Origin of the sequence: Trichocoleus sp. DQ-A2, from assembly GCF_039961915.1 — a bacterium.
Taxonomy (GTDB): Bacteria; Cyanobacteriota; Cyanobacteriia; order Cyanobacteriales; family FACHB-T130; genus FACHB-T130.
The window spans coordinates 24,610-49,680 of sequence record NZ_JAMPKD010000012.1 but is presented as its reverse complement, the minus strand read 5'-3'; the positions used below and the strand labels follow the sequence as shown (position 1 = coordinate 49,680).

29 protein-coding genes are annotated in these 25,071 nt (G+C 45.7%); 11 read left to right on the top strand and 18 right to left on the bottom strand.

Going from position 1 to position 25,071, the window contains the following annotated elements; all coding sequences use genetic code 11:
- Window positions 1–11: 11 nt before the first annotated feature.
- A complete protein-coding gene (locus tag NC997_RS13780) occupies window positions 12–797 on the bottom strand; it encodes an endonuclease/exonuclease/phosphatase family protein (protein WP_348257793.1) in 786 nt (261 codons plus the stop codon).
- A 16-nt stretch (window positions 798–813) separates the two neighbouring features.
- Here NC997_RS13780 and NC997_RS13775 point away from each other — a divergent pair, with 16 nt between their 5' ends.
- Window positions 814–996 carry a hypothetical protein gene (locus tag NC997_RS13775; RefSeq protein ID WP_348257792.1) on the top strand — a complete coding sequence of 61 codons (183 nt, stop codon included), beginning with the start codon at window positions 814–816 and terminating at the stop codon, window positions 994–996.
- Between the two features lie 261 nt (window positions 997–1,257).
- Here the strand turns inward: NC997_RS13775 and NC997_RS13770 are convergent, their stop codons facing one another.
- The 11 genes from NC997_RS13770 to NC997_RS13720 form a co-directional block, all read right to left on the bottom strand.
- Window positions 1,258–1,728 (bottom strand): DNA phosphorothioation-associated protein 4, encoded by a 471-nt coding sequence (locus NC997_RS13770; protein WP_190529799.1) that lies wholly within the window; start codon window positions 1,726–1,728, stop codon window positions 1,258–1,260.
- 78 nt (window positions 1,729–1,806) lie between these two features.
- Window positions 1,807–2,013: a hypothetical protein gene (locus tag NC997_RS13765; RefSeq protein ID WP_348257791.1), complete on the bottom strand. Its 207-nt coding sequence runs from the start codon at window positions 2,011–2,013 to the stop codon at window positions 1,807–1,809.
- An 85-nt stretch (window positions 2,014–2,098) separates the two neighbouring features.
- A complete protein-coding gene (locus NC997_RS13760) occupies window positions 2,099–2,326 on the bottom strand; it encodes a Uma2 family endonuclease (protein WP_347276160.1) in 228 nt (75 codons plus the stop codon).
- A 5-nt stretch (window positions 2,327–2,331) separates the two neighbouring features.
- Window positions 2,332–2,652, bottom strand: a complete 321-nt coding sequence (locus NC997_RS13755; RefSeq protein ID WP_277881824.1) for a Uma2 family endonuclease — start codon at window positions 2,650–2,652, stop codon at window positions 2,332–2,334.
- Window positions 2,653–2,703: 51 nt separating this feature from the next.
- Entirely contained in the window at window positions 2,704–3,255 is a 552-nt protein-coding gene (locus NC997_RS13750) for a Uma2 family endonuclease (RefSeq protein ID WP_190529795.1), read from the bottom strand.
- A 6-nt stretch (window positions 3,256–3,261) separates the two neighbouring features.
- A complete protein-coding gene (locus tag NC997_RS13745) occupies window positions 3,262–5,208 on the bottom strand; it encodes a DUF3370 family protein (RefSeq protein WP_190529793.1) in 1,947 nt (648 codons plus the stop codon).
- A 247-nt stretch (window positions 5,209–5,455) separates the two neighbouring features.
- Window positions 5,456–6,202, bottom strand: coding sequence for an SAM-dependent methyltransferase (locus NC997_RS13740; RefSeq protein WP_190529791.1), 747 nt, complete (start codon window positions 6,200–6,202; stop codon window positions 5,456–5,458).
- Window positions 6,203–6,283: 81 nt separating this feature from the next.
- The gene (locus NC997_RS13735) at window positions 6,284–6,937 is read right to left on the bottom strand and encodes a Uma2 family endonuclease (protein WP_190529789.1); all 654 of its coding nucleotides are present in this window, start codon (window positions 6,935–6,937) and stop codon (window positions 6,284–6,286) included.
- A complete protein-coding gene (locus NC997_RS13730; RefSeq protein ID WP_190529788.1) occupies window positions 6,927–8,993 on the bottom strand; it encodes an AAA family ATPase in 2,067 nt (688 codons plus the stop codon). Before NC997_RS13730 ends, NC997_RS13735 begins: the two co-directional genes overlap by 11 nt.
- On the bottom strand, window positions 8,990–9,163 hold the full coding sequence (locus tag NC997_RS13725) for a hypothetical protein (RefSeq protein ID WP_190411017.1): 174 nt from the start codon (window positions 9,161–9,163) through the stop codon (window positions 8,990–8,992). The genes NC997_RS13730 and NC997_RS13725 overlap by 4 nt, the downstream gene beginning before the upstream one ends.
- A 279-nt stretch (window positions 9,164–9,442) precedes the next feature.
- Complete coding sequence (locus tag NC997_RS13720) at window positions 9,443–9,859, bottom strand: hypothetical protein (protein ID WP_190411018.1); 417 nt, start codon at window positions 9,857–9,859, stop codon at window positions 9,443–9,445.
- A gap of 588 nt (window positions 9,860–10,447) precedes the next feature.
- Here NC997_RS13720 and dndE point away from each other — a divergent pair.
- The gene (dndE, locus tag NC997_RS13715; RefSeq protein ID WP_190428657.1) at window positions 10,448–10,855 is read left to right on the top strand and encodes a DNA sulfur modification protein DndE; all 408 of its coding nucleotides are present in this window, start codon (window positions 10,448–10,450) and stop codon (window positions 10,853–10,855) included.
- A gap of 5 nt (window positions 10,856–10,860) precedes the next feature.
- On the opposite strand, the gene NC997_RS13710 is transcribed toward dndE, so the two are convergent.
- Both NC997_RS13710 and NC997_RS13705 read right to left on the bottom strand, forming a co-directional pair.
- Window positions 10,861–12,069: a class I SAM-dependent methyltransferase gene (locus tag NC997_RS13710; protein ID WP_190529786.1), complete on the bottom strand. Its 1,209-nt coding sequence runs from the start codon at window positions 12,067–12,069 to the stop codon at window positions 10,861–10,863.
- A gap of 11 nt (window positions 12,070–12,080) precedes the next feature.
- On the bottom strand, window positions 12,081–13,088 hold the full coding sequence (locus NC997_RS13705) for a PfkB family carbohydrate kinase (RefSeq protein ID WP_190529784.1): 1,008 nt from the start codon (window positions 13,086–13,088) through the stop codon (window positions 12,081–12,083).
- Window positions 13,089–13,300: 212 nt separating this feature from the next.
- On the opposite strand from NC997_RS13705, the gene NC997_RS13700 reads away from it, so the two are divergent.
- The 6 genes from NC997_RS13700 (at window position 13,301) to NC997_RS13675 (ending at window position 18,538) form a co-directional block, all read left to right on the top strand.
- Entirely contained in the window at window positions 13,301–13,576 is a 276-nt protein-coding gene (locus NC997_RS13700; RefSeq protein ID WP_190411022.1) for a LuxR C-terminal-related transcriptional regulator, read from the top strand.
- 386 nt (window positions 13,577–13,962) lie between these two features.
- Complete coding sequence (locus NC997_RS13695; protein WP_190529781.1) at window positions 13,963–14,556, top strand: PD40 domain-containing protein; 594 nt, start codon at window positions 13,963–13,965, stop codon at window positions 14,554–14,556.
- A 386-nt stretch (window positions 14,557–14,942) separates the two neighbouring features.
- Window positions 14,943–16,409, top strand: a complete 1,467-nt coding sequence (locus tag NC997_RS13690) for an ATP-binding protein (RefSeq protein WP_190529779.1) — start codon at window positions 14,943–14,945, stop codon at window positions 16,407–16,409.
- A 161-nt stretch (window positions 16,410–16,570) separates the two neighbouring features.
- A complete protein-coding gene (locus NC997_RS13685) occupies window positions 16,571–17,230 on the top strand; it encodes a DUF6391 domain-containing protein (RefSeq protein WP_190529777.1) in 660 nt (219 codons plus the stop codon).
- 81 nt (window positions 17,231–17,311) lie between these two features.
- Window positions 17,312–17,689: a photosystem I reaction center subunit IV gene (locus NC997_RS13680; protein ID WP_190411026.1), complete on the top strand. Its 378-nt coding sequence runs from the start codon at window positions 17,312–17,314 to the stop codon at window positions 17,687–17,689.
- A gap of 3 nt (window positions 17,690–17,692) precedes the next feature.
- Window positions 17,693–18,538 (top strand): DNA-formamidopyrimidine glycosylase, encoded by an 846-nt coding sequence (locus tag NC997_RS13675; RefSeq protein WP_190529775.1) that lies wholly within the window; start codon window positions 17,693–17,695, stop codon window positions 18,536–18,538.
- 71 nt (window positions 18,539–18,609) lie between these two features.
- Here NC997_RS13675 and NC997_RS13670 read toward each other — a convergent pair whose 3' ends face one another.
- Complete coding sequence (locus tag NC997_RS13670; protein WP_347276159.1) at window positions 18,610–20,052, bottom strand: methyl-accepting chemotaxis protein; 1,443 nt, start codon at window positions 20,050–20,052, stop codon at window positions 18,610–18,612.
- Between the two features lie 537 nt (window positions 20,053–20,589).
- Between NC997_RS13670 and NC997_RS13665 the strand changes: the two genes are divergently transcribed.
- Together NC997_RS13665 and NC997_RS13660 are read left to right on the top strand one after the other, a co-directional pair.
- Window positions 20,590–20,805: an NAD(P)H-quinone oxidoreductase subunit O gene (locus NC997_RS13665; RefSeq protein ID WP_190411028.1), complete on the top strand. Its 216-nt coding sequence runs from the start codon at window positions 20,590–20,592 to the stop codon at window positions 20,803–20,805.
- 691 nt (window positions 20,806–21,496) lie between these two features.
- Window positions 21,497–23,317 carry a right-handed parallel beta-helix repeat-containing protein gene (locus tag NC997_RS13660; protein WP_190529773.1) on the top strand — a complete coding sequence of 607 codons (1,821 nt, stop codon included), beginning with the start codon at window positions 21,497–21,499 and terminating at the stop codon, window positions 23,315–23,317.
- A 34-nt stretch (window positions 23,318–23,351) separates the two neighbouring features.
- Here NC997_RS13660 and NC997_RS13655 read toward each other — a convergent pair whose 3' ends face one another.
- From NC997_RS13655 to NC997_RS13645, 3 genes are all read right to left on the bottom strand, one after another.
- Window positions 23,352–23,486, bottom strand: a complete 135-nt coding sequence (locus tag NC997_RS13655) for a hypothetical protein (RefSeq protein ID WP_348257790.1) — start codon at window positions 23,484–23,486, stop codon at window positions 23,352–23,354.
- 134 nt (window positions 23,487–23,620) lie between these two features.
- Window positions 23,621–23,743 (bottom strand): photosystem II protein Y, encoded by a 123-nt coding sequence (locus NC997_RS13650; RefSeq protein WP_190411030.1) that lies wholly within the window; start codon window positions 23,741–23,743, stop codon window positions 23,621–23,623.
- A 121-nt stretch (window positions 23,744–23,864) separates the two neighbouring features.
- Window positions 23,865–24,419, bottom strand: coding sequence for a gamma carbonic anhydrase family protein (locus NC997_RS13645; RefSeq protein WP_190529769.1), 555 nt, complete (start codon window positions 24,417–24,419; stop codon window positions 23,865–23,867).
- Window positions 24,420–24,545: 126 nt separating this feature from the next.
- Between NC997_RS13645 and NC997_RS13640 the strand changes: the two genes are divergently transcribed.
- Complete coding sequence (locus NC997_RS13640) at window positions 24,546–25,055, top strand: TIGR02652 family protein (protein WP_190411032.1); 510 nt, start codon at window positions 24,546–24,548, stop codon at window positions 25,053–25,055.
- Window positions 25,056–25,071: the final 16 nt, after the last annotated feature.

Sequence of the window (25,071 nt, the reverse complement as noted above, 5' to 3'; positions counted from 1 at the left end):
GATTTTATGACTCAACCAGATTTGAGATAAATGAGTTCTGCTTCTACGGGTAAGTGATCTGAACCTGTTGTCAGTAAAACTTTGCTAGAGTGAGAACCCCAATGTTTTGAATACCCAATATAGTCAATTCTGAAGAGAGGATAATTTAATTTTGAAGTTGAGTTTTTAATCAGGAAGCTTAGTTCCCAGCCATGAGGCCAAGTAAAGCCAAAACCTAACCCTGATGTTTGGAAGCAATCTTGCATAACTGTTCTTAAATAATGATAGTCTTGCGACTGGTCTGTCATATTAAAATCACCAGCAACAATAAATGGCTTGGTTTCTTTCTGAAGCCGCTGCACTAACTCCTGAATTTCTGCCGAGCGTTTTGTGTAATCATAAATCGGGACAGTGAGGAAAGGCAAAATTTTCTGAGGACGAATCCAGGGAGAGATAACTTGAATGTTATAAACAACTACGTCTTGCTGGTTAATTTGGATAATCGCTCGTTGCTGAATTTCTTGATGACCCGCTAGGTGTAAATTTTCGGAGAATAAAATTGGATATTTGCTGAGGATTGCCACGCTTTGGGCATAAATTTGGTAGGGGTAGGATGTCTGTAAGCGAGGAAAGGCTTTTTCAGTATGTCTGCGAACAATTTCTTGTAAACAAATGATATCGGGTTGTTGTTGTTGAATTAATTTAACTAAATTTTGGGAACTGGTTTTATGCCAACTGCTGTTTAAGGATAAAATTCTGATATTAGGCTGGGAACTGTTTGATCGTAAAGCGTGAGGAGAAAAGTATTTCAGATGCAACCAACTGACCAGAAAGATGCAAGCAATCGATGAAATAATTGAGAACCATCGTTTTTTTATAGTTGAAAATGCCAATAGTGGTAAAATTAATATCGGTAAAAAAATAAAAGGGATAAAGGTGCTAACAAAGCCAACAAGCCAGAAACTATCCCAAAATATTAGTCTCAGCAGGAAATACAAGACGATAAATCCTGAGTAGGCGTAAGCCAAAATTTGAGTGACTAACCTCAAAATTCGGCAAAATTTAATCGCAATCATTTCCTGGCTTGATTAAATTATTTTGTGTATCGTTGGATGTGTAAAAGATTTTCCCGACGAACCACGTTAGCGTTTGCGTAGCGGCACGGATGCGCTTAGCTATGCGCGTTAATGCTCGCTAAGTACACGAGGGAGAGAAAAAATTTAATGATTCATGTAAATTAGCTAGATAAACTTGTCGGACGTAATAATAAAAGCTAACTTAAGTGAGAAACCTGCTGAGATCGAATTCCCCTTCTACTGGTTCTTCCTTATTACGTTCAGAACTAAGGATTAATAAAAGGGTGGCTGTATAGTCTACTGTTCCCCGCAACTCATCTTGTATAATCTCTAACCCTCCGTTGGCATATTCTTCAAAAATCCGGATACGTTGCTCTTCAGAATTTTCATCAGTCGGGGAGAGAATTTTTATGTCTTTAGTTTCAGCGATCGCTAATAACTGGATTACCCGGTCGGTTCCTCTAGATACAAAAACCTCTAGCGCGATCGCACCCGGTTCCCTTTTGGAGATTTCCCCTAAAGGCGATCGCTTTTTCCGCTTCGCCCCCAAGGCTGCTGCAAACGCGATCGCATCAGCGTAGGTTTGGAAAGGGCCAGTTGTGCTATCAGATGCGACTAAGGCTTGCACCAAATCAGCTTTATCTTTCGCAATTCTGATTCTATTTGCACCCATTGTGTTAATATTTTTTGCTTAAATACTCATAACGAATTGAAATAGCGATCGCTCTGTTCATCTTCTAAATTAAGATGTTCATTTTTTGCCTTGGGAACGTTTCAATCCTTGCTCTAGATATATTTTTCCCAAGCTAACCAACTCCTTGCCAAGCCTAAAAATTGTTGCCCCAAGCTCAAGAAAACCTTTCGGTTTTTTGAATTCGGTTTCTTGAGGCAAATCCACTTTTTCTTTTTTCTTGGGCTGACGAGGCGCTGGGTCAAATCCTTTAGGCTTTTGAGTCATAGTCTGATTAGAAAATAAGACTTTGCACAATGAACTTTCTTTATATTATCTGCCGAACCGATGCAGATACAGAGCGATCCTCAGATTAGGGAAACAGTTGATTCACTGGAACTTCAATCTCTGGAAAGGCAAGAGGGGAAAAGATGGCATCTCCATCTAAAATAGTTTCTTGTTGATAATTTGCTTTTCCCGGTTCGCGGAAAACGTAAACTCGTCGCGTGTTCACATCCAGAACCCAGTAATCAGCAATCCCAGCTTTGGCATAAGTGCGTGCTTTCATCTGGCAATCTCTATTTAGAGTAGAGTCTGCCACTTCAACTAACAGGAAGATATCATCGGGTGTAGGGTGACGCTCAAGATGCGGGGATCGATACGAACAACAGCAATATTGGGTTCGGGTTCTGAGTTGGGGCGCAGCGTAATCGGTAACTGCATCCGCAGGAACGCTTGATTTGTCAGTAGACTGTTGAGATAGTTGAACGCCCGTTGCGTTGCAGCAGCATGGGGAGGTTGTTGAGGACTCATTTCTAGAATCTGTCCTTCTAGGAGTTCCACTTGCTCGTCAGTTGTCAGAATTTCTGCCTCGATCATACGGTGGTACTCATCTACAGACCACAAGCCTACACCTGTTGTAGTCATAGATTTTTAGCTGTAAAAATAGCTTGATTGAGTGTTATTAAAAGTGGGCGTCTAAACAAACAAATCGTCTACTGCCATCAACCATCCCGGCACCGCGGGTTCAGCTTCAGCCACCTCACCACGACGGTAAACTTGCGGCTTTGAGGGATTGCTAGCACGATACACCTTGACAACTTCCGCCTTGAGTACATCTACATCCCATACCACCAGCGTACCCACCGCAAAGTAATCCCGACGCTTGGCTGCCATTTCCGCTTCTGCTGCCTCACCGTAATCATTCTCGCTTCTCACTTCAGCAGCAAAAACGGGTGCCCCTTCTAAGAACTTTCCGCCGCTAGGGTTGCCGATGTAGAATGCAGCATCAGGGCTGAAAGAGCGGCGGTTTGGAAGATTGACAATAAAGCCAACATTATCAGGCAAAGCATAACCACTTTTGGTGCTGCGTTCGTAATCGCGCAGGCTAACATATATTTCACCTCCTGCACGTCCTGGCAGAAACCCTGTCGCCGCCATCAGTACCAATTCTCCATTTACAATTTCCGCTTTGCCATTCTCCGGTATGCGGTATAAAGCTTCAATTGTTGTTTCTGTTTTTAAATTCATTGTGAGTTACCCATTTGTGCTGATGGTGAGAACCTGCGGCGGTGTGGAATCTGGAGGATAGAGAAAATCTACCTGTACAAGTCTTTTGTCACCTGGCGGCATCTTTAGCGTTACCAATGGTTCTCCCGCTTGTCCGCGTCGCTGTACCAGATGCATGTAGCGCGTCTTTTCCACTCCATTATCATCGTTGTAACGCAACCTGACTGTGCCTCGAAAAAACACTTGCTTAGTGAGAGGATTTAAGAACAAAAGTCTATCGGTTCCTCCCTCATCTTTCAGGGGTGTTTGCACGGATACAGTAACAGTTTGGGTTTGATTAGTAGAGTTTTTTAGCGGCAAAGTGAGATTGTATTCCACCCCATAGTTGCTGTGGGCAAAATACGCCGTATCGGGATAGCGAACTAGCATCGGGGCGCTTTGAATTTGCTTTGTGCCGAGGGTAATGAGATGCAGAGTGCCTAATACATAAGAAAACGCTTTCCCCGGCTGAGGAATCGTTAAATCTGAGGAATTAGAACCATCGGTCATTTGTGCTTGCCATTGTGCCCCTTGGGACACACCCGCCACGCGGCTAAAAACTGTAGGTTCTCTGGGAGGATCTAACGGTGTGGGAATTGGATCGCGCTTCCCCGCCAAACCGCCTGTATTCAGCAGCTTTTGCCATTCAGCCAAGGTGGGTGTCCTCTCACTGCCATTGCCATTGCGGGGGGCATTCATGGCTAAATTGGCAACATAAATTGGGCGATCGCTCGACAACCGCATCATTGTGGAGCGACCATTGGATGAAGGAGCCTTCACCGGAATTGGCTGATTCATCAGCATTTGGCTTTGTCCCGGTGGAATTGTCACCTTTTGGGAGAATTTCTCCTGCCTAATTCCTCGCAGCACATCGTTCATCGTCCGACTGCCAGGGCCAGAGTAGACGGTGCCGTTAGGATTATCTTGAATATCTGGCAAGGAAATAAACGGCGCATCGGGAGTGGAAAGGTAACTTGCTGCTTGCAGCACTTCGACAGTGGCAGGTTGATCGCCGGGATTGTGCAAAATCACGCCTTGGTACAGGGTGCGCGTTTGCGAGGAATTTTCTGCCCTGGCGATGTGGTGAGAAAATAAATCAAATCGTCCCTGGAAGGGGAAATTTAAATGCGCTTCCGGCACCTGTTTGCCTGCCGGGGGGAAGGTAGACAGCAGAATGCCTTCAGTTGTCACGAGTTCGGGACTGTTGCTGTTAAAGGTGGGAACTGCATCCAGTTTTCCCGGTAAAGCCCGCACCTCCATCGGTTGCACTTCCACCCCGGCTATATACTGCGGCGGAATCGTATAAATGTTTAACGCCCGACACATCGACGCTGCCACTTCGCCTCTGGTGGCGCTGCGATTGGGGTTGAGTTGTTTGACGTTGGGATAATTGACGACAAGGGTGCCCACGGCGGCGGAAGCGATCGCATTTTGGGCATAACTGGGAATCTGTGCCGCATCGTTAAAATACTGCCCCAGCGTCTGACTGACATTTTCCGGGATGGGATAATTTGCCGCACCTGCTATAACGCCGATTGCTTGCACTCTGGGAATGGCTTGACTCGGTTGAAAAATCCCGCCTGGATAACCCGAAAAAAAGCCTTTTTGATAAGCGGTTGCGATCGCTTTATTCGCCCAGTGACTAGCAGGCACATCTCTAAAAGCTGTGCTGCTACGCTTTACTGGCGCATTCGGGAAGGCATTCAACATCAGCACCGCCGCCTCAGCGCGTGTCACCGTTGCTTCTGGGCGAAAGCTGCCATCCGGGTAGCCCGTCACTAACTTTCTTTGGGCTAACTGAGTAATGCAATCTTTCGCCCAATGGCTTTGAATGTCAGAAAAAGCGGCAGTACTGGGCGTTGATAAACCCAACAGAGACACAAAAAGAACGGAAGTAACGGCAGGATTTGTTAAGAATTTGAGAGTTTTAACCATTAAAAGGCTTGAATATCAACGAAAGTCTTTGAAGCATTTTTAGACAAATTTGTTGCCAGCGGATAGCGATGCGCGATCGCCCTGTATCTACAACGCTGATTCAGTAATCCTAGGGAGAATCTCTTTCCTGCTATAGGAAGGCAGTAATTTTCCCCTTTTCCTTGCAGGGAAGAGGACTGGGGGGTTAGGTTTTTGATTGCTAAATCAATGTTTTAATAACATTGCAGGAGTGCTCCACCGACCAATTTTATTTATAAACTACGCAGCCATACATAAAAACTGGCTCGCTAGCCTCAATTGGTTTTGCCGATAAGTCAGCCTGCCACGCCTCAACTGGCAGGATACCATGCTCAGTTAATTGCCAGCGTCCCAGCAGCGCTCGGATCGTTTCGGGATTACGCATATAAACATGCGCCCCCATCGAGTCCAATAGTTCTAGCATTTCCGGATACACGATCCCCGCTTCACCATCAAAATCCAGCGCCAAGAAACTACCCGCCGGTGCCCAATCATAAAGTTGATCGAGCATCTGGGTCATAATTTCATCAGGGATAAAGGCTGCAACACCGACAAAAACCATACCTAAACGCCGAATTGACCCTAGCACTTGTGCAACAACCGATTGCTCCAGGGTATCCAGGTTTGTCGCATCGCAGAAGGTGTAGCCAGCGTTCGAGTTCTCGGCTAAAATCTCTTGACCCAGTTTGATATTTGCTCGATCGATATCGGTATAAAGAACCTTTGCTTGCGGTACAACTTCATGCACATTCCCACAAGTTGGTAATCCGGAACCAAAAACAATAACTTGGTTAATTCCCTGAGATTCGATATAGCGGGATACCTGACCAATGTAGTCTCGTAACTTGCGAAAAACGGTTGGGAAATCAGGATATACTCCGGCACAAACTTTGGCTGCTTCCACATCAATTGGGAAGTAATGAGAACCGCCAAGCCAATAATCAATTATCCGGGCTGTGTTGGGAGAAACTTCCATTCCTACTCCTTTGGCGGATAAATTTTAAAAATAGCGGTCGCTATTTTTAGCCTCTTCTGTATGAGAAGCCTTTTTAGCTGATTAGCTAAATGATTGTAGCAGCCAGCGAGTAATTGCTCCATCATCCTCGGTTTGGCTGCGTTGCAGTGCTTCTTCAACCAGGGAAAGCGTCAATCCCGGCAATACCAACGACTCCTGGATTTCACCACTCCGCCCATCGGAAATAGAGAATGCGATCGCATCATCTGCACTCGCATCAACGACCCAATATTCCCTCACTCCTACACGTTCATAAATTAACCGCTTCATCCCCAAATCGTCATTCACCGATGACGCCCCAATTTCAATCACTAAGGCAGGGGATTGAAACTCATTCAAATTGATTGGCGAGTTTGTTCGTGGTGGTAATTGAAACTCAGCGCCGATATAATAAGACAAATCCGGTTGAAATTCGCCTACCCCTCTTTGGCGAAAAGTGGCATTGTTTAACTCTACAATTCTAATATTTCTAAGTGTAGCAAACATCTTCACTACGCTAGAAACAATAGAATTTTCCCTAGCATGAAGTGGTCCAAATGCTGCCATTTCAATCCTCATGTAGCCGTGATGATAGAAAAATTTACCCTTTTCATAAGCAGGATTATCAGCTAGTGCAATAAATTCTTCCCAAGGTGCTTTTATCCAGGTATCTGTCACTAAATTCTGTTGTACAGCCGATGATGAACTAGAAATCATAATCCACCTCTACAATCTCGGTATATTCAAACTCGTTAGGACTTTGCCTAACTAAATCGTAATCGTTTCCGTTTAATTCAATCGAATCTTTTTCGCATTCCGGCTTAGAAGAGTAATAAGTCAATACATATTGCCTACCAATCCGAGTAGCGATTTCTGCGGCTACTTCACCGCGCCATTGAGTTTTAGTGACTAAAACCACTAACTGATTTGCTAATCTGGGAATCGTCTTCGCAATTTGCCGCCGATAAATTTCATCCAAACTTCCGAAGGGAGAATCCATCACAATTGGAAACGTGCTGCTATCTGGTACCATCAGCATTTCCTTATGGCTCCACTCGCGAACCCTATCGATAATGCTACCGATAAACGATAAGCTGAGAATTTGATTTTCTCCCGTAGAAGCGGCAACGGGTGACTCTGAACCGGCGGTATTTTCTACTAATGTTAGCTCGTATTTTTCACTAAGCTTTGGGATATAGGGAGTAAAGGAAATTTCGCTAAATATTTCTTGTACTCGCTTTTCTAGCTGCACGCGGAACTGTTGATCGAGACGCGCTCGCACTTCGGTTAATCGCTCAATTGCATCCTGGACTGCGGCAATTCGTCGCTGGGCTAGCGCTTGCTTTGCCTCATTCATCTCATGTTTAGCAATTTGCTTCCCTAAGCTTTCAACTTCAATTTGAATGTCGGCAATTTTTTGGCGATTCTCGCCTTCTTCTAGAGTTAAATCTCGAATTTTAGTTTCAATTTCATCTAACCGCTTTTGAAAGTTGCGAATTTCCTCACTGGGATCTTTTCTTAACTTCTCCCTAATTTCATCTAGTTGCGTTTCTATTTGAGAAATGGCTTGTCTACACTGAGCAATATTCGCTTGCTCTGTATCCACCTCTTCCCAAAATGCCGGTGCTTGCTTATCAATTTCATCTACTTGGGCACTCATGCGAATCGCAGTTTCCTCAACAGCCGCAATTCCTGCTTTATCTAGCCAACCTTCAACATTTCCATAAGCAGCAGTTCCCTCATGCAATTCCGTACCGCAAATACAGCGTTGCTGATATAATAAATTAGTGACAAATTGCCGATCGATGCCAGAGGGTAGCTCGCCTCGCTGTCGTAAATTATCAATAATCGCTCGGAATGCTGCTGTTGTCTCTGATAGTAAAACGGTGTAACCTTGGGTTGAAATAGCCCGTTTTAATGCTTCCTGGCTTCTTTTGAGATTTTGTTGATTGACAGCTTTCTGTTCTTCCAGAGATTTTCGTTCTTCTTCTAAACTTTTAGCCGCATCGAGTTCCCGTAACTGGTTGCTAATTTCTTTTTTCAGCGTCTGTTGAGCTGCTAACTCTTCCCCAATTTCAGTTTGACGATTAGATAAGCGATCGCTTTCTTTCTCTCGCTGCTCTTTTTTCTTTAATAACTGGTGAGTTTGAGAGTCACCAATTGCTTTTAACTCAGCTTCTAGGGTTTTTCTTGCCTCCCCCAGATGCTTGATGGCACGATTTAAAACTTCGACTCCCAAAAGTTTTTTCGTTGCTTCAGCGATTTCCTCCTTTTTTTCGGAGCGAACAATTTGCTCAATTCGCTCTCCATCAAAAAAGAAATACTGATGCAAACTTTCTGGTAAGATTCGCCCAATGATATCTTCTGGATGCTGGGTAGGCAATCTCCAAATTCCATCATCTCCGGCGATTTGCATATACAGCTTGCTTTCGCCTTTCTCAATAGTTGCACCCTTATAAGCGCGACACTCGCGTTTTGCTCGGTAGCGTTTATCGTTATGTTCCCAAGTAACTTCTACCCAGCATTCTGCTGGAAAGCCTGGTTTGGCTTCTGCAAGCGATCGCTTATTCACCAGCTGCTCTTGTGAAGCAAAAGCGGCACTAAATTTCTCGTACAATACCCACGTAAATGCATTTAACAGCGTTGTTTTTCCCGCACCATTATTGCCGTGGATAATCGTAGTATTTTCTTCCTCTCCACAGGAAAGCAAAATTTCTGGAGTTTTACCATAAAATTGCCGAAAATTGCATAATTTGATGGAAGTTAGCTTCATCGCACCACTTCCTTCACAATTGTCAAAATATCATCATTGATATTGCGCGGTTGTTTCATGTAGAGCTTATCTTTCTCCGCCTGTAATACTCGCTCAATGATTTGATAAACTTCTGATGGAGCTGTCGTAATTGGCTCCTGTACTTCATTTAAATAGGGTTCTTTTGTCATTTGGCTTACCACCCTGCAAATCAACTCTATTTTATTTTTAAACGCTTTAGGTAGCAAAAGTTAACCGCAAAGGTACGCACAGAGGAATTATTGCTCTGTGCGTACCTTTGCGGTTTCCTTCGCGTCCTCTGCGTTTAAAAAGAATTAAAGGAATATAGCTTTTGGAAAGCTACACCACAAGGCACTCTAGGAATGCTCTTAGAGTGCCGTATAGTCATTATTGAATCACTTCTCCTCAGCCCTCCCCACTGGCAGGAAGATAAATTGAGCTTAGATTACTTATAAGGGGCAAACATCTAAAGGTGTTGCGTTAGTACTCGAAGCAGTCGCAGTTCGCCGTTTTCCCGGAATCGCTAAAGTCCAGACTAAGTTGCCTCCGTCGAACTTTACGCTAAAGGCATTGTATACACGTCCCGACAAGAACGATGTTGTCTGCCCACGATTCTCCGGGCTGGGAGTGAATTTGTTATACACGCCAACCGGATTGTCAACAGTTGCGCTGTTTTCATTTTTATAACCAAAATAAGCAATGTAAGGTCCAGTAGGGCAAGATACGACACCCTCCAGAACTGGAGTCAGTGGCTTATTAGCTTGAGTTACCGGGATGATCGCCTCTTCAGCTGCTGAGGCTGCTGTTGCGAAAGCAACCAACGTTGCTGTAAATGTAGCTGCTGATAACTTGTTGAGTATGTTCATAGAATTAAGGCTTTTAAAAAGCTATGGTGTAAAAGGTTGCGCGTAGCGCCAAGGATGAATTTTTAAAGCATTCCTCAAACTTTCAGGATTAAAGTAGGGTTTGCTAGCTGTTGAGCAAGTTTACATTAATTACTCAACCTCTAATCAGAGGGCTTTGATTTACATATAACTGTTGTTTAAGGTGGAATTATAGTGGCTATTTTCATTGATACAGGTAGAGGGAAAATCAATGAATTGTCATTTCATCGTGTAACTTGATGGCTTTAAGTAACTGTTCTATATTCAGGAATTCGGTAAAATAGTTAAACTTGAGGTTAAGTGTCCGCATTTTTCCTCTGGTTACATACTTACGTAGAGACTTGTTGTCATCCAGATAAGCGCTTATGCGTAAGTTTCACCTGCCACCCATTATGTAAATTTACAGATAATTCTGTCATCCTTAAGAAATATTTGTTTACAAAATATTTACTTGCGCCCGGTTTAATCTAAAGAATTAGAAGAGGCTCCGTGCTTAGCACTCCTTGGAAGCGATCGCTTTCGGGTGAGTAAGCCTCATGTTTTATCGTTTAAGGCTTTATTTAAAGACTGATGGAACCACCCATTGACCGTATTCGCCTGTCTCAAACAGCCAAAGATCAGCTAAGTAAGCTCAAGCGCAACACCAAAATCGATCAGTGGAATATTCTTTGCCGCTGGGCATTTTGTCGCTCTCTGGCAGAGCCAACAATCCCTTCGCCGGTGCCAATTCCAGCAGATAGTAATGTCGAAATGACTTGGCGCGTCTTTGGAGGAGAATTGTCTGATATTCTGTTAATTGCCTTAAAACAGCGCTGCCATAACGATAGATTAGGAACCGATCGGGAGACTTTGGCGACTCAATTTCGCCTGCATTTGCATCGCGGGATTGGTTATTTAGCAGGAGATCCAAATATCAAGAAAATTGAAAATTTAATTGAAGTTGCTGAAACAATTAAAAACGAAAAAGCAAATTTTTAATTGTTTTATGGCATCGTCAAACCTTTGAGCTTTAGCTTTCTCTCTTCCTCGCTTAGCCCTTTGCACTGCACCAGTACGCCAAAACCACCCAATCCCGTTGGATCGATGAGCTGGTGTAGGGCGTCACGACGGCGCAGCACATCCATAATGCTTTGCTGCTCGGCAATCGGGCGATCGCTATGGGAAAGGGCAGCAATGCGATCGCCCAATCCCAGCGCCATCAGAAATAATGCCTGTTTCGTAAAACCCACCAATGCCAAGCCGCAGCGATCGCCCCAACGCTCCAAGGCAGTAAAATCCACATGAGCGGTGATATCCTGTTGCCCAATCTGCACGTAAGGATCGTTATGGTGCCGATGCTGGTAATAACACTGAAGCGTCCCCTGACTCCGCTGGGGATTGTAATATCGAGCCGCTGGGTAGCCGTAGTCAATCGTCAATAAATATCCGCGCTTGAGCTTGTCGGCAACTGTACTCAGCCAAGCACCAGCGGCTAGATTAATCTCACTGCGATAGCCATCCTGATAAGCAGCAGAGGGCAACTCAATCCCTACTAAATCAAAATACTCAGCCAGTTGAGGCGTAGAAAGTTCGCCAATTACTTCCTCAATTTGGGTTCCATCCGGCGTGGTAACATAGATTTCTCGGAGCTTCCCTTGCGCGATCGCAAACTGATGCACCGGCAATGCATCCACCAACTCATTAGAAAAAAAGCAGCCGGTGATGGAAGCGCTAGGTATCTCCTCCAGAGAACACCACCTAACGGGTGTAGCGCCTTGCGTTTGGGCGAATATTGGGGCTAATTTTTGCAACACCTGCTGCTGTTGAGAAATTAGCCCCGCTGCCTTTTCAACGATCAGGTACTCTAAAGCATTAAAGAATGCTGGATGATGCTGGTGTAAATGCAGCAGAATATCTGCTGCTAGGAGTCCTTGTCCCGCCCCCATTTCCACAAGCGTAAATTGCGCCGGACGTCCCAAAATATCCCACATTTGGACAAATTGCTCAGCCAGCAGTTCGCCAAAGTCGGCACCTAGATTGGGAGCGGTAAAAAAATCACCTTCCGGCCCAATGTTGACGGCGTTGGTGGCATAGTAGCCGTAGTCCGGCTCGTACAGCACCCACTCCATATACTGAGCAAAGGTAATCCGCTGGTTGGGACTGTTGGCAATTCGCTCACCAATTAAGCTCAAGAGCGATTCAGACTCGTGCATCAACGATTCTTTCAACCTTCAACCTTTACCGTTTTGAGGAAGTCTTCCACTTCAGCCGTCGTTGGCTGTGCAGCGATCGCTCCCGGCTTCATTGCGGTGATTCCGCCCACTGCATTTGCATAAGTCACCACCTGCTTTGCCATTTCAGCATCGGCGAGATGCTGAATGCCGTGTTTGCACAACTGATCGATGAACCCGGCAAGGAACCCATCCCCCGCACCCGTGGTATCGACCACCTTGACGGAAAAAGCTGGCACCTTGTCTTCATTCCCGCCCAAGCAGTAAGCACAACCTTTTTCACCGGCTGTAACTAAAACGCCCTCGACGGAATCCAGACGGTAAGCGATCGCGCCAGCATCAGTGGTTTCAAATAACCATTCAGCTTCTTCGTCAGTGATTTTCAAGAAATCAACGTGCTTGATCAGTTCCTGAATCATCGGCTTGGAATCACTGGGATCGGGCCAAAACATATCGCGCCGATTCACATCCAGCACAATTTTGACATTGTACCGATCTGCTAGTTCCAGGGCTTTCTTAATTGCCGCTCGCGCATCAGGATAAGCTAACTCCAGACTTCCCAGGACGAGAAAATCAGCGTTTTCAAACAAAGCCTCTGGCAATGCAGACGCTTGTAGGTGCGTATCGGCAAATTCTGTCGTGTCACGAGTTTCTTTTGCAGAAGTGGAACTAATGCCAAATGCGGCAAATTCTCGTTCGCCCGATAGCGATCGCACTACATAAACTTGTCGCGTCGGTGCGGTGTCATGGCGCTGCACGCCCGTACTATCCACACCCACTTCCTGCAACAACTGCACCAACTGATCTCCCGGCTGATCCTTACCTACACAGCCGATAAATCCAGAAGGGGTTCCCAACTTTACCAAAGCACACGCCACATTTGCGGGTGCGCCGCCCGGATAAGGCGTCCAAGATTCGACATCTTCAAGCGATCGCCCCAGTTGATCGGCTAGACAATCAAACAAAATCTCTCCGAGGCAGAGAACGCGGGGATGGGTCACAACTGCACTCCTTGTCAACATGAACTCAGCCTACCAGAGCCTCTACCCCCTAGATCCGGATATTCACAGAAGCTCAAGATGATCCCAGCCTTTTTTCCGACTCCCAGAGGTGGGGGATATTGTCTCAATCCCAGTCACGAACGGGCTTACCCCCAAAGGATCTTCTAAAATTAAAGAGATAGTAAGTAGATATAACTAAGGAAAAAATACTTATGGCTGGTAGCGAGACTTATACCCCTGCGACACTCTCCGAGCGAGAACTGCAAATCATTGAGCTAGTTGCTGCTGGCTTAACGAATCATGACATCGCCCAAAAGCTGGAAATCAGCAAACGAACCGTGGATAACCACATCAGCAATGTATTGACCAAAACCAAGACTGACAATCGGGTGGCGCTGCTACGCTGGGCTTTGCAATGGGGCAAAGTTTGTATCAATGAAGTCAACTGCTGTACCTTGCCCACACCGGCGGATGAAGTGATTTCCTAAGCAAGCAACCGGGAAACCCTGCGAAAAAAGACAATCGTCATTAGTCATTGGTCATGGGTTGTTGGTTATGGGTTGTTGGTCAGTCAATTATTGTGAATTGTGAGATTAGCGAATTCATGGCGAATTGTCAATTGCTTTTCAATTTGTCAATGGCTAATTCGCTAGCAAACGAATCAATCAGGGTCGCGGATTCAATAACCTACATCCCTTCACCTCGTAGATTGGGTTAAGCGATCGCGTTACCCAACGCTACATTCAGTACTCTGGTTGGGTGGTCGTAACATCAAACGCCACATCGAAAGGGCGGGGGGAATCTCCGCCCTTTTGACGTACTTCCCCGACCAGACTGAAGTTATTTAATATCTATTCCGAAAAACTAATGACAAATGACTAAACACAAACGTTATCTGCCAGTTTTAGCAGTTGGTTTATTTGCCGCCTTGAGTGGATGTCGCGATCGCGGTTTGCTCACTCCACCTCCGCAACTGCTGGGAGCCTCCCTCAACAGCTTAGCCGCCGAACAAGAACCCCGGTTTTCTTACGATGGTCGCTACCTCGTCTTTACCTCAAATCGCCAAGCCCGTCGCGGCGTCTATCTCTACGACGTTCAGCGTCGTCGCCTTATCCCTCTCCCCGGACTCAACCAAGCGGGTGTCATCCACGAACAGCCAGATATCAGTGCTGATGGTCGTTACATCGTCTACATCTCCGAGGAACGGGGCAAACCAGATGTTTTCGTTTATGACCGCCAAAGCCTGCAATCTGAGGTCATTACCGACAATATTCTCGGTGAAGTCCGCCGTCCCACCATTAGCGGGAACGGTCGATTTATTGCCTTTGAATCCAATCGTTCCGGGCAGTGGGACATTGAAATTTACGATCGTGGACCCAGTGTCGAATTATCCTTACCCACCAGCCGTTCGGCACCTCTAAACAGCCCTGAAGTCCCCGCCTCACCCACACCAGCGGCTCCCAATTGATGGACGCATCCAAATTAAAGTTAAATAGCAGGGGTTAACCTGCTGTAGAGACATGAATAACCGCGAGTCTTCTGCAACCCTTCTAAATTTGGCTGACCCGGTGACTTTACGCTTTGTTTGTCATAAATAAACCGATGCTCTAGAAGTTCTTGTATCGGCGATTACATTCTAACTTAACACTGACGATTGCTTTAGGCATAAGTCCGAAAAAACAATCGCGATCGCGGACGATTTTTTACAATCAGAATATTGATTAAAAATCACTTATCATAAAAATAATTTTATTTAACCAATCTAATTAAATAAATTATCGCAAACCAAACTTCAACGTAACTAGGGAAATTTTTCCTAAAAAAGTGAAATGTTCTTGTTGATGAATGCTCGCAATGCTTAAGGAAACAGAATCAGCTTCTTCTGTGGAACAGCCATTAACCGTCTTACTCGTTGACGATCAAGCTCTGGTCGGTGTAGCAATACGTCGGATGCTTGCCACTGAAGAAGATATCATTTTTCACTATTGTAGTGAGCCGACTCAAGCAATTCAAATGGCGACAGAAATTGCTCCAACAGTCATCTTACAAGATTTAGTAATGCCCGAAATTAATGGGTTGCTGTTGGTACGGTTTTTTCGGGCTAATTCCGCAACGCGAGATGTTCCGATTATTGTACTTTCAGCGAAAGAAGATCCAGCAGTCAAAGCGGAAGCCTTTGCTCTGGATGTAAATGACTACTTGATAAAACTGCCAGACAAAATTGAGCTAGTCGCTCGTATCCGCTACCACTCCAAAGCCTATCTTAACTTTATCAAACAGGCTCGGTTGCACGCTCAAGTAGAAGCACAAGTCGAGATGCTCAGCGAGAAATCTCGACAACTGACTGAAGCCTTAACACAACTGCAAAATACTCAAGCTCGGCTCATTCAATCTGAAAAAATGGCGAGTTTAGGTCAACTGGTTGCCGGTGTTGTTCACGCCATCAACAACCCAGTTAATTTCATCTACGGCAACCTCACTTACTTAGATGAATATACTCAAGCTTTATTGGATTTGTTGGTAGTTTATCAGCAAGAATATCCTCAGCCGTCTTTAAGGATTCAGGAACAGGCAGAAGAAATCGATCTAAATTTTCTAATTGAAGACTTGCCCAGAATGTTGTCTTCCATGAAAGTAGGCGCTGACAGAATCTGTCAGATTGTTTCGAGTTTGCGTAACTTCTCGCGCTTAGATGAATCAGCGATGAAGCCGGTCAATATTCATGAAGGAATTGAGAGTACTTTATTAATATTGCAGCATCGACTGAAAGCCAAGACAGAACATTCGGGAATTCAGATCCTCAAAGAGTATGGAAATTTACCCCCGGTAGAGTGTTATGCCGGACAACTCAATCAGGTGTTTTTGAACATTCTCAGCAATGCGATTGATGCCTTGAATGATTATGACAAAGAGCGATCGCCTGATGAAATCCGAAACCATCCCAGCCGGATCGTCATCCAAACCTCAATTGTCAGCACTCAGGGTTCGGCGGTCAGCGAACACACAACTGACAATCAAACAAATAATCAACAGGACGCACACGGCACAGTGGTGCCCCTAGTTGCTGATAAAGTAGCGATTCGGATTATCGATAATGGGCCGGGTATCGCTTCCGAAGTAAAGTCACGCATTTTTAATTCTTTTTTCACCACTAAAAATGTGGAAAGAGAAACAGGGCTGGGATTAGCCATCAGCTATCAAATTGTCGTTGAGAAGCACGGTGGCAGCTTGCAATGCTTCTCAGAGCCAGGAAAAGGAACAGAATTCGCAATCGAAATTCCCATTCAGCAGCCTGCTCATCAATCTACCTTGCTGGAGTAGCCTTTCAACAACTCAACCGACAAAACCCCAACGTGACCGGCTTTTGAGCGCGAGTAGCAGGAGTGGCAATCTCACAAAAATTTGCAACGGCTCAAAGGCGTAAACGCTAAAGTTGAAAAACATCCCAGTTAATCTATCTGCTTTTGGAGTAGTTCTACTCTATGACTACTGCTTCTGCTTCTTCTCAGACTGGCAACTTCTGGAGCTTTGACTGGAGCTTTGACTCCCCAGCTCCTCAACCGACACAAGATGCCGATCTCCTCAGAACCCTGAACTTTGTTCCTGGGCTAAAGGAAATCCTGATGCTGCGTCAGGTTCATGCCTTAGAACACGCCACGGTTTGGGTCTTGAGCGACACCTGTAACTCCCCGAACGCCAGGGGTGTATCAACCTCCAGACAACTAGATAACAACACTCTAGGAGGTCTTTCCACCGACCAAGGATTTTACCTCTACGGTCAAGTCAACAGCGCTGATTTGCATCGTGCTGTTCGCACTGCCCTCTGGCGCATTACCCGTGGAGAATGGAACCTCGCCGTGCATCCGCGTTGCGGCACGAATTTTTCAGTCGGGATGCTTGTCACCGCCGGACTCGCCTTGGGTATCCATCTCGTCCTGCCTCGTGGCCCCATCGAGCAACTTTTGGGTTTAGGCATCGCTACCACCGCTGCTGCCCAATTAACGCCCGATCTGGGCGGTCTTGCCCAACAATACATTACAACCTCCATTCCCTTTAATTTGGCGATAGAAGACATTTCGGCAACGCCTGACATCTGGGGTCGTCCCGCTCACTTCGTCCGACTGCGTTGGATCGAACAGTAATAAAACTTAAAGACTGGGAGGCTCAGCAGCTCCCGATCGAGTAGTACGCTGTACCTTAATGACGTAAGGGAAAAAACACTTATGGTTCAACGTGGTTCAAAAGTTCAGATTCTCCGCAAAGAATCTTTCTGGTTTCAGGATACTGGGACTGTTGCTTCCATAGACCAGAGCGGCATCAAATACCCAGTGATTGTCCGTTTCAATAATGTCAACTACGCTGGCGTTAATACCAACAACTTTGCCATGAACGAAGTGGTAGAGGTTGAAGCACCCAAGGCAGCAGGGAAGAAACCCACTACTGCCGCTTCCGGTGGCAAACAAACCACCATCGACGAGCGGACTCGCAGAACAGGTCAGGGCAACCGAGTTCTTGATGGGAAGGCCAGCGCTGCACCAGAGTCTGGAGAAGGTAGCTCAGTTGTACAAGGCTCTCCCAATCAGGGAACTGACTCACGTTAAGTTGTGCCAGAACTGCCTGAAGTTGAAACAGTTCGCCGGGGTCTAAATAAATTGACCCTGAATCAGGAAATATGGGGTGGCGATGTGTTGCTTGAACGCACAATTGCCCACCCCCTTTCCTCTGTAGATTTTTTGGCTGGGCTTGCCGGTTCAGTTATTACTCAGTGGCACCGGCGTGGTAAATACCTGCTGGCAGAACTCTCCTCATCTGCTTGGTTGGGCGTTCACCTGCGGATGACGGGTCAGCTGCTATGGCTTGACTCGCAGGAATCACTCCAGAAACATACGCGAGTGCGGCTGTTCTTTACCAGTGAGAAGACCAGTGAGAAGGAGTTGCGCTTTGTTGACCAGCGAACCTTTGGCAAGATGTGGTGGGTACCGCCAGGAACACCGCCAGAAAGCATCATCACTGGTTTACAGGTTTTAGGCCCCGATCCCTTTTCCCCAGCGTTTTCCGTGGAGTACCTGGCGCTGGCACTGCAAAATCGCCGCCGTCCCATCAAAACCGCCTTGCTGGATCAATCGGTGGTGGCTGGAGTCGGCAATATCTATGCCGATGAAGCTTTGTTTCTCAGTGGTGTGCCACCCAAAACCCTTTGTGCCGATCTAAAATTAGCGCAAATTGAGCGTTTGAGAGGGGCAATTATTCAAGTGTTGCAAGCCAGTATTGAGGCTGGGGGAACGACTTTTAGTAACTTTCTCAACGTGCAGGGCGTTAACGGCAACTATGGCGGGGTCGCCTGGGTTTATAACCGCACGGGTGTCCCCTGTCGAGTTTGTAGCACACCGATTGAGCGCATTAGATTAGCCGGACGCTCCGCGCATTTTTGCCCCCAGTGTCAACGCTAGAATGTCAGCCCTATAAAATGCAGATGGGCAGGGGTGCCGAGGGGAGGGAGTTATCAATTCGCGATTGGCGATTAGACAATTGACTTCAGGTTTAGGGCTGCTTCGTTGAGGTTTTGGGTGCCCGCTTTGGTTTGCCCGATCCCACTCGCCGTTTCTTTTGCTCCCTGGTTGAGGACGTTCATGGCATCAACGACTTGTTGAATCGCGATCGCTTGTTGTTGGGCACTCAAGGCAATTTGTTGGCTGTTTGTAACTACATGGTTGATGGCGTTCGTCATCCCCGTAAAGGCGTCCGCAGTTTGATGAGAGAACTGTACCCCGGCTTCCACCGTCTTCGTGCCCTCCGCTGTCACTTTTACGGTTGAATTAATCGCGCGTTGGATGTCAACGACGAGGGTGTTGATTTCTTGCGCTGACTTCTTGCTTTGATCGGCGAGTTTCCGAATTTCCCCCGCCACCACCGCAAATCCCTTACCATGTTCTCCAGCCCGAACCGCCTCTACAGCAGCATTCAGCGCTAGCATATTTGTCTGGTTCGCGAGATCGCTTACCAAGTTTGTAATGTTGCTAATTTGATGAGTTTGTTCGTTCAATTGCAGAATTTGAGCTGCGATCGCTTCTACCTTCTCGCTGAGCGTCGCCATCCCTCCCAGAGTTTGCTGCACGGCTTCGGTTCCCCCTTCTGCTAATATCAGAGCCTGACGCGCTCCCGCAGAGGCTGCTGCGGCTTGTTGCGCCGATTGCAGGGAAGAAGTCCCCAACTCATCCATCGTTGTAGTAGTTTGATTCACCGAACTGGCTTGAGAGACAGCGATGCGTTCTTGCTGTTCAACGGTGCTAGCGATCGCTCTGGAAGAGTGCGCGATCGCATCGACGATCTCATTAATCTGCTGGCTGATGCGCGAAGCGATTAACGAACCAATTCCCAAAGCAAATATTGCAGATAATCCGGCACCGAGCCAAACTACAATCGTGAGCCAGTACATCGCAGTATCTTGTTGTTTAGCTTGTGCCGCTAACTGATAATTTGCTTGTTTAAGCATATCCTCACGCCAGTCATTAATTCCCAGCATTCGTATAGACTTCGTTAACTCAACAGCCTCGGCAATCTTACCGCTATCGAGCAAGTTGAATATCTTTCTAGACGCCTCATCAATTTCCTGACCCGCCTCAATAATTTTAGTCAAATTTTCTCGTTGCTGAGGGTCTTGAATCTCTCCCTCTAAAAATTTAGATGCTTCTCGAAATAACTTAATTCCTTCTTCGTAGGTTTTCTCGTAGCTTTTCTCCTTGGGGAAAACCACATGACCTCTGGTATTCCGTACCATTACGGATATTCCAAGAATTATTTCATCTATTTGTATAATATTGTTTTGTATGGATTTGACCTCTTCCGCAACTTTAGCGACTTTGTGAATGTTGTAATGCACCACTCCAGCCACGCCCATTGCCAATAAAATTGGAACAGAATATCCTAGCAAAATGCGGGACTTCAGTTTTAATGGCTTATTCACCGAGTTACTCCTTTCCTGGCTACTGGCTGCTAATTGCCTGTTTGAGTGTTATTGATCGCTGAGATAATCCAAGATAACTTGGTTCAGTTTAAAATAAAATAATTAGTTAGGAAAATTTTTACTTTTGCAAACCAAATGTATTTCTATATTTAGGAGCAGTATATTTATCAATTTAGCTCATTGTATTTTCGATTAGTACAGAAACTTTCAATGATTTACGAAACTAGCTTCGGGTTGTTATTGAACCACAAAACCGCAAAGAGCAAAGAGACGTCCGCGTTCGTGAACTGCGTCTGAAAGAGCGAGCGTTTAGACAATGTTTGAGAAGTATCAAAAGTTGATTCTATCTGCCTATCCCGCCTTAGAAAGGGGATAATTCAGCTAAAATCCCTTCTTTTCAAGGGGGATATTCACCATCTAAGCGTCTCAATTAGGACTTTTTCAGGCATCCTCTAAGTAAATTTGCTTTAAGATGATTTTCCCGCCCTCATAGAAACTAAAATAGTGATGAACTAGACACAAGGGCAGAACAAAAATATGGCAGTCAAAAGTGGCGATTTGGTTCGTGCTGTGCGAGAAAAATTAGAAAACAGTGTGGAAGCGCAAGCTAGCGACTCGCGCTTCCCTTCCTACATATTTGAAACCAAGGGTGAAGTTGTACAATTGCGGGGTGACTACGCACTCGTCAAATTTGGTCAGGTGCCAGCACCAAATGTCTGGTTACGTGCCGATCAGCTAGAACCCTTTAAGTAAACTCAACGGGTAGCTGCAACCTTGTAGGGAGACGAACCTCTAAGTAAGGTTTTAGCTTAGGGAGAGCCGACTTCCGTGGGCGGGTTGAAAATGTCCCTGTTGACAGCTGACGTGCTGTACAGGCAGTTATCACCCGCCCTTACCCTCAACGCTAACAATTCGCTAATGATTGCAATAGAGCGATTTTCTAAGAGCAACACCGCTTCGCTACCGTGTCCACCAACTTTCAATGAGTGAGAAAAACCCTTCAGTAAATTCTCGTTCCGGAGACGCTGAAGTTTTTTGATCGTCCGAATTTTTACGGATTTCAGTAAAGCTCCAGAGGGCTATGATGTACCGCATACTAGGCTCTATTCTGAATCGTTTATTTAAGCACTTTTAGTAGGCGATTATCGGGAGAAAGGAGATTGGTTCAGTTTGCTTTTTTCTGGCTTTTGACCTAAGTTTTTAGCCGAAAATTGTATCAATTTTCGGCTAAAAATACTTGAATTGTTAAACAATAAATGGTATTTTCACGATGAATTATTTAAATAAAAACTTTTGTATTACTGGGAAGTTATTTTCAATTTTTGTTACAGTATTCTGCCTAGTTTTGATAAGTAGCAAAGTCAATTTACCTGGTTCAGCTTCTGCACAAGACTCAAAAGTTTACTATGTATCGCCCTCTGGCGCAGATTCTAATTCAGGAACTTTGTCTAAACCCTTTCAAAATATCCAAAAGTGTGCCAGTGTAGCGACGGCTGGATATACCTGTTTGATTCAAGGCGGGATTTATCGAGAAACTGTTATCCCCGCTAATTCTGGAACTGCGGGAAAACCCATTATTTTTAAAGCTTATCAAAACGAACAAGTAACAATTAGCGGTGCAGATCCGGTTTCTAATTGGACTCTGCACAATCACCCCAGTGGGAAAGTCTACAAAGCAACAATGAACTGGGATTTAGGTGAAGGGAATAACCAGGTTTTTGTAAATGATGAAATGATGGTCGAGGCTAGATGGCCTAATATTAACAAAAACCCAGCACAAATTACCAGTAAAGACAAAGCGATCGCTGATGGTGGTTCAATTAGCAACCCAAATGCTGCTGACAATTCACGAGTCAGCGGCACAATTTTAGATGAAGCTTTAAGTGACTTTCCTACTAGTTTTTGGAATAACGCCAAAGTCAATCACGTTCCTGGTCCAAATTGGGCACCCCATACCAGCACGATTACCAGTCACACCCCTAAAACTATTAATTTTAGCGACTATCAATATTATGCAAACTCTCTAGGCTATGCTCCAAAAGCGGGTAATTACTACTATATTTGGGGTAAATATGAAGCTTTGGATGCACCAAAAGAATGGTTTAGAGATGCTTCGGGAAATTTATATCTATGGACGATAGACGGAAGCAATCCTGCAAGCAACCGTGTAGAAGTCAAAAAAAGGCAATGGGCATTTGAGATTAATAATAAATCTAATATAAGCATAGAAAATATCAATATTTTCGCGGCAGGCATCCACTCAAATAATAGTTCAAATATTTTAATTAATAAAGTCAAGCTTTTGTATGGTTCTAATTTCGCAGTGATTCCCCATCTTTGGTACGACCAAGGAGCGCCAGCTATTTTATTGGGAGGAAATAATAACGAAGTAAAAAATAGCGAAATTAGGTATGCGGCAGGAGCGGGAATTAGAATTGAAGGCAATTCGAGTAAAATTACTAATTCTATTATCCACGATACAAATTACTCCGGCACTAGCAGCGCCATCCATATTAAAGGCGCAGTCAATGCAATTATGTACAACACCTTATTTGATTTAGGAACTCCGGGCGCGATCAATATCAATGAATTGACGCAGGGCAAGGTGATGTACAACGAAGCATTTAATATGGGGCGGCAAAATAGCGACGGAGGTACGGTGCAGGCATGGGGACATGATGGCAAAGGGACTGAGATTGCCTATAATAAAATTCACGATAGTCAAGCAGAATACAACCCCAGTTTGCATTATTTTGGCAGCATGGGAATTTATTTAGACGGCAACAGTTCTAACTATGTAGTGCATCACAATGTTCTGTGGAATATTCCCAAGCATGGGATTGCGATTAACAGTCACGGCACTCCCTGTCTAAATACAAATAGGCAAGTGTATAACAACACTGTAGATGGAGAGATTTGGTGGGAACCGTCTCGATCTAATATGAAAGGTACTATCCTCAAAAATAATATTGCTAAAGAATTTAAAGATACCCAGTCCGCAGGGGGGATGACAGTGGAAAACAATATTGTCATGGAAAAAGATGCGGCAGGTCAAATCACTGTTCCCGATGTACAGTTTGTAAATAGAAGCAACCACGACTATCAACTCACTGCTACTTCTGCGGCTGTAGATAAAGGTGCGGTCATTTCTCCTTACACCAATGGATTTGTAGGGAAGCAACCAGATATTGGCGCTTTTGAATACAATAAGAAACCGTGGACCGCTGGTGCCGCGATCGCTCAAGAAGATTTGTCTCTGAAATAACATTCTCCGCACTGATAGGGCGGATATTCTTCGTTCAACGATTCGGCTTGCCAATCTCCCGTTCGCGAAGCGGCGCGTCAGCACGAGCATTCGGATCTAAAATCCATTGGAACCTCACTCCCAGCTCCTCGACCTCCACGGAGAGGGGAGAATAGAATATTGAACTCATCCACGAAGAGCGGGAAGGGGCAGGGGTAGGGTTAGGTGGTACTCCTTGTCCAGTCTTCTCCACCAAGAACCCCCTCGATCCTCTCAGACTAAGGGGAACAAGGGGGTTACTGCTAATTACTTGTATCGTCTCGTTCAGGATCTGTTGAGAAAACCCTGAATTTGTTTCAGAGCATACGGAAGAATATTAAACCCTGCCCAGCCTGCTGCTGCGATAATTGGCAGCAAAACGATTAACACGCGCCAGTCAAACTCCATTGAAGTTTCCTCTCTTATTGCTTAAAGATTTTTGAACAATTCTCATATTTTATTTTTAGGCATCGGGGGACAGTTTGATACAATCCCTTGACTTATCCAAACTCCCTAACTGTCCCAGACATCAATGGGGCGTCGTAAATCCCAGATCCGTCCCCTTGCCTGCATGAACCAAAGCCAACTTCTCGTAGCGCCTCGCGTGTTCGATCAGTTCTGCCGTCTCAGCCTCAGAAAGTTCGCGCACCCGCTTGGCAGGCATCCCCACCATCAGCGACAAAGGGGGCACGTCCTTCGTCACCACGCAGCCAGCACCGATAAGACTCCCAGCACCTACGCGCACGCCATCTAGCACCACTGCGCCGATGCCAATCAGGCAACCGCGTTCAATATGAGCCGAATGAATCACAGCGCGATGCCCGATGGTTACATGATCTTCCACAATGGTTGGCTTGCCCGGATCGCCGTGCAAAATCGCACCATCCTGAATATTTGTCCGTTCTCCAATTTCAATGCGTTCTACATCTCCTCGCACCACAGCCCCGAACCAGATGCTGACCCCTGCACCAATCTTTACCCAACCCATGACAACGGCATTCGGGGCGACAAAGGCAGCTAAGGAGAGATCGGGGCTAGGCCAATAGGAATTATCGGCACCGAGGGACGGGTTTAAATTGCTCACAAGATGCGCTCAGTGACTCCACAAAATAACCACACTCTTTATGGTGAGGGCGAAGCTTCACCTACACAGATATAATAAAGCCACTGGCACCGTTGGACAGATACATAGAATGCCGATACACACTCCATGATGAATCCAGGCTTACAGTACCCGATCTTTGGGCCGGAGATTCACTGCCCCCATTGCCGCCAAACGATTCCGGCCTTGACGCTAACGGATACTTATCTGTGTCCGCGTCATGGTGCCTTTGAGGCAGATCCGAAGACTGGTGAACTGATTCACTTACAGTCTGGGCGTCACTGGCGTCGGTGGAGTGATGAATGGTACCGGCAGCACACCCATCCGGATGGGATTCGGTTTGAGATTCACGAAGCCCTAGACCGGCTGTATACTCAAGGCTACCGAGCGACGCGAGTCATTATTGCCAGTCGTTATCGGGAGTTAATTAGTGCTTATCTGGAACGCAGCACCCCTTGGCGGGGGCAGTCAGATCCGCCGAAACCCAGACTGTACGGATTGCCAGTGGAATTTAGCCCGGAACCGGAAGAAGAACCCTGCTGGGAAGTGATTAATTTCGATTTGGAAAAAGAACCGGGTATCCCTGTGAGATATCCTTATTTTCGGTTGTTTGAATAATTTCGTTCGTGATTAG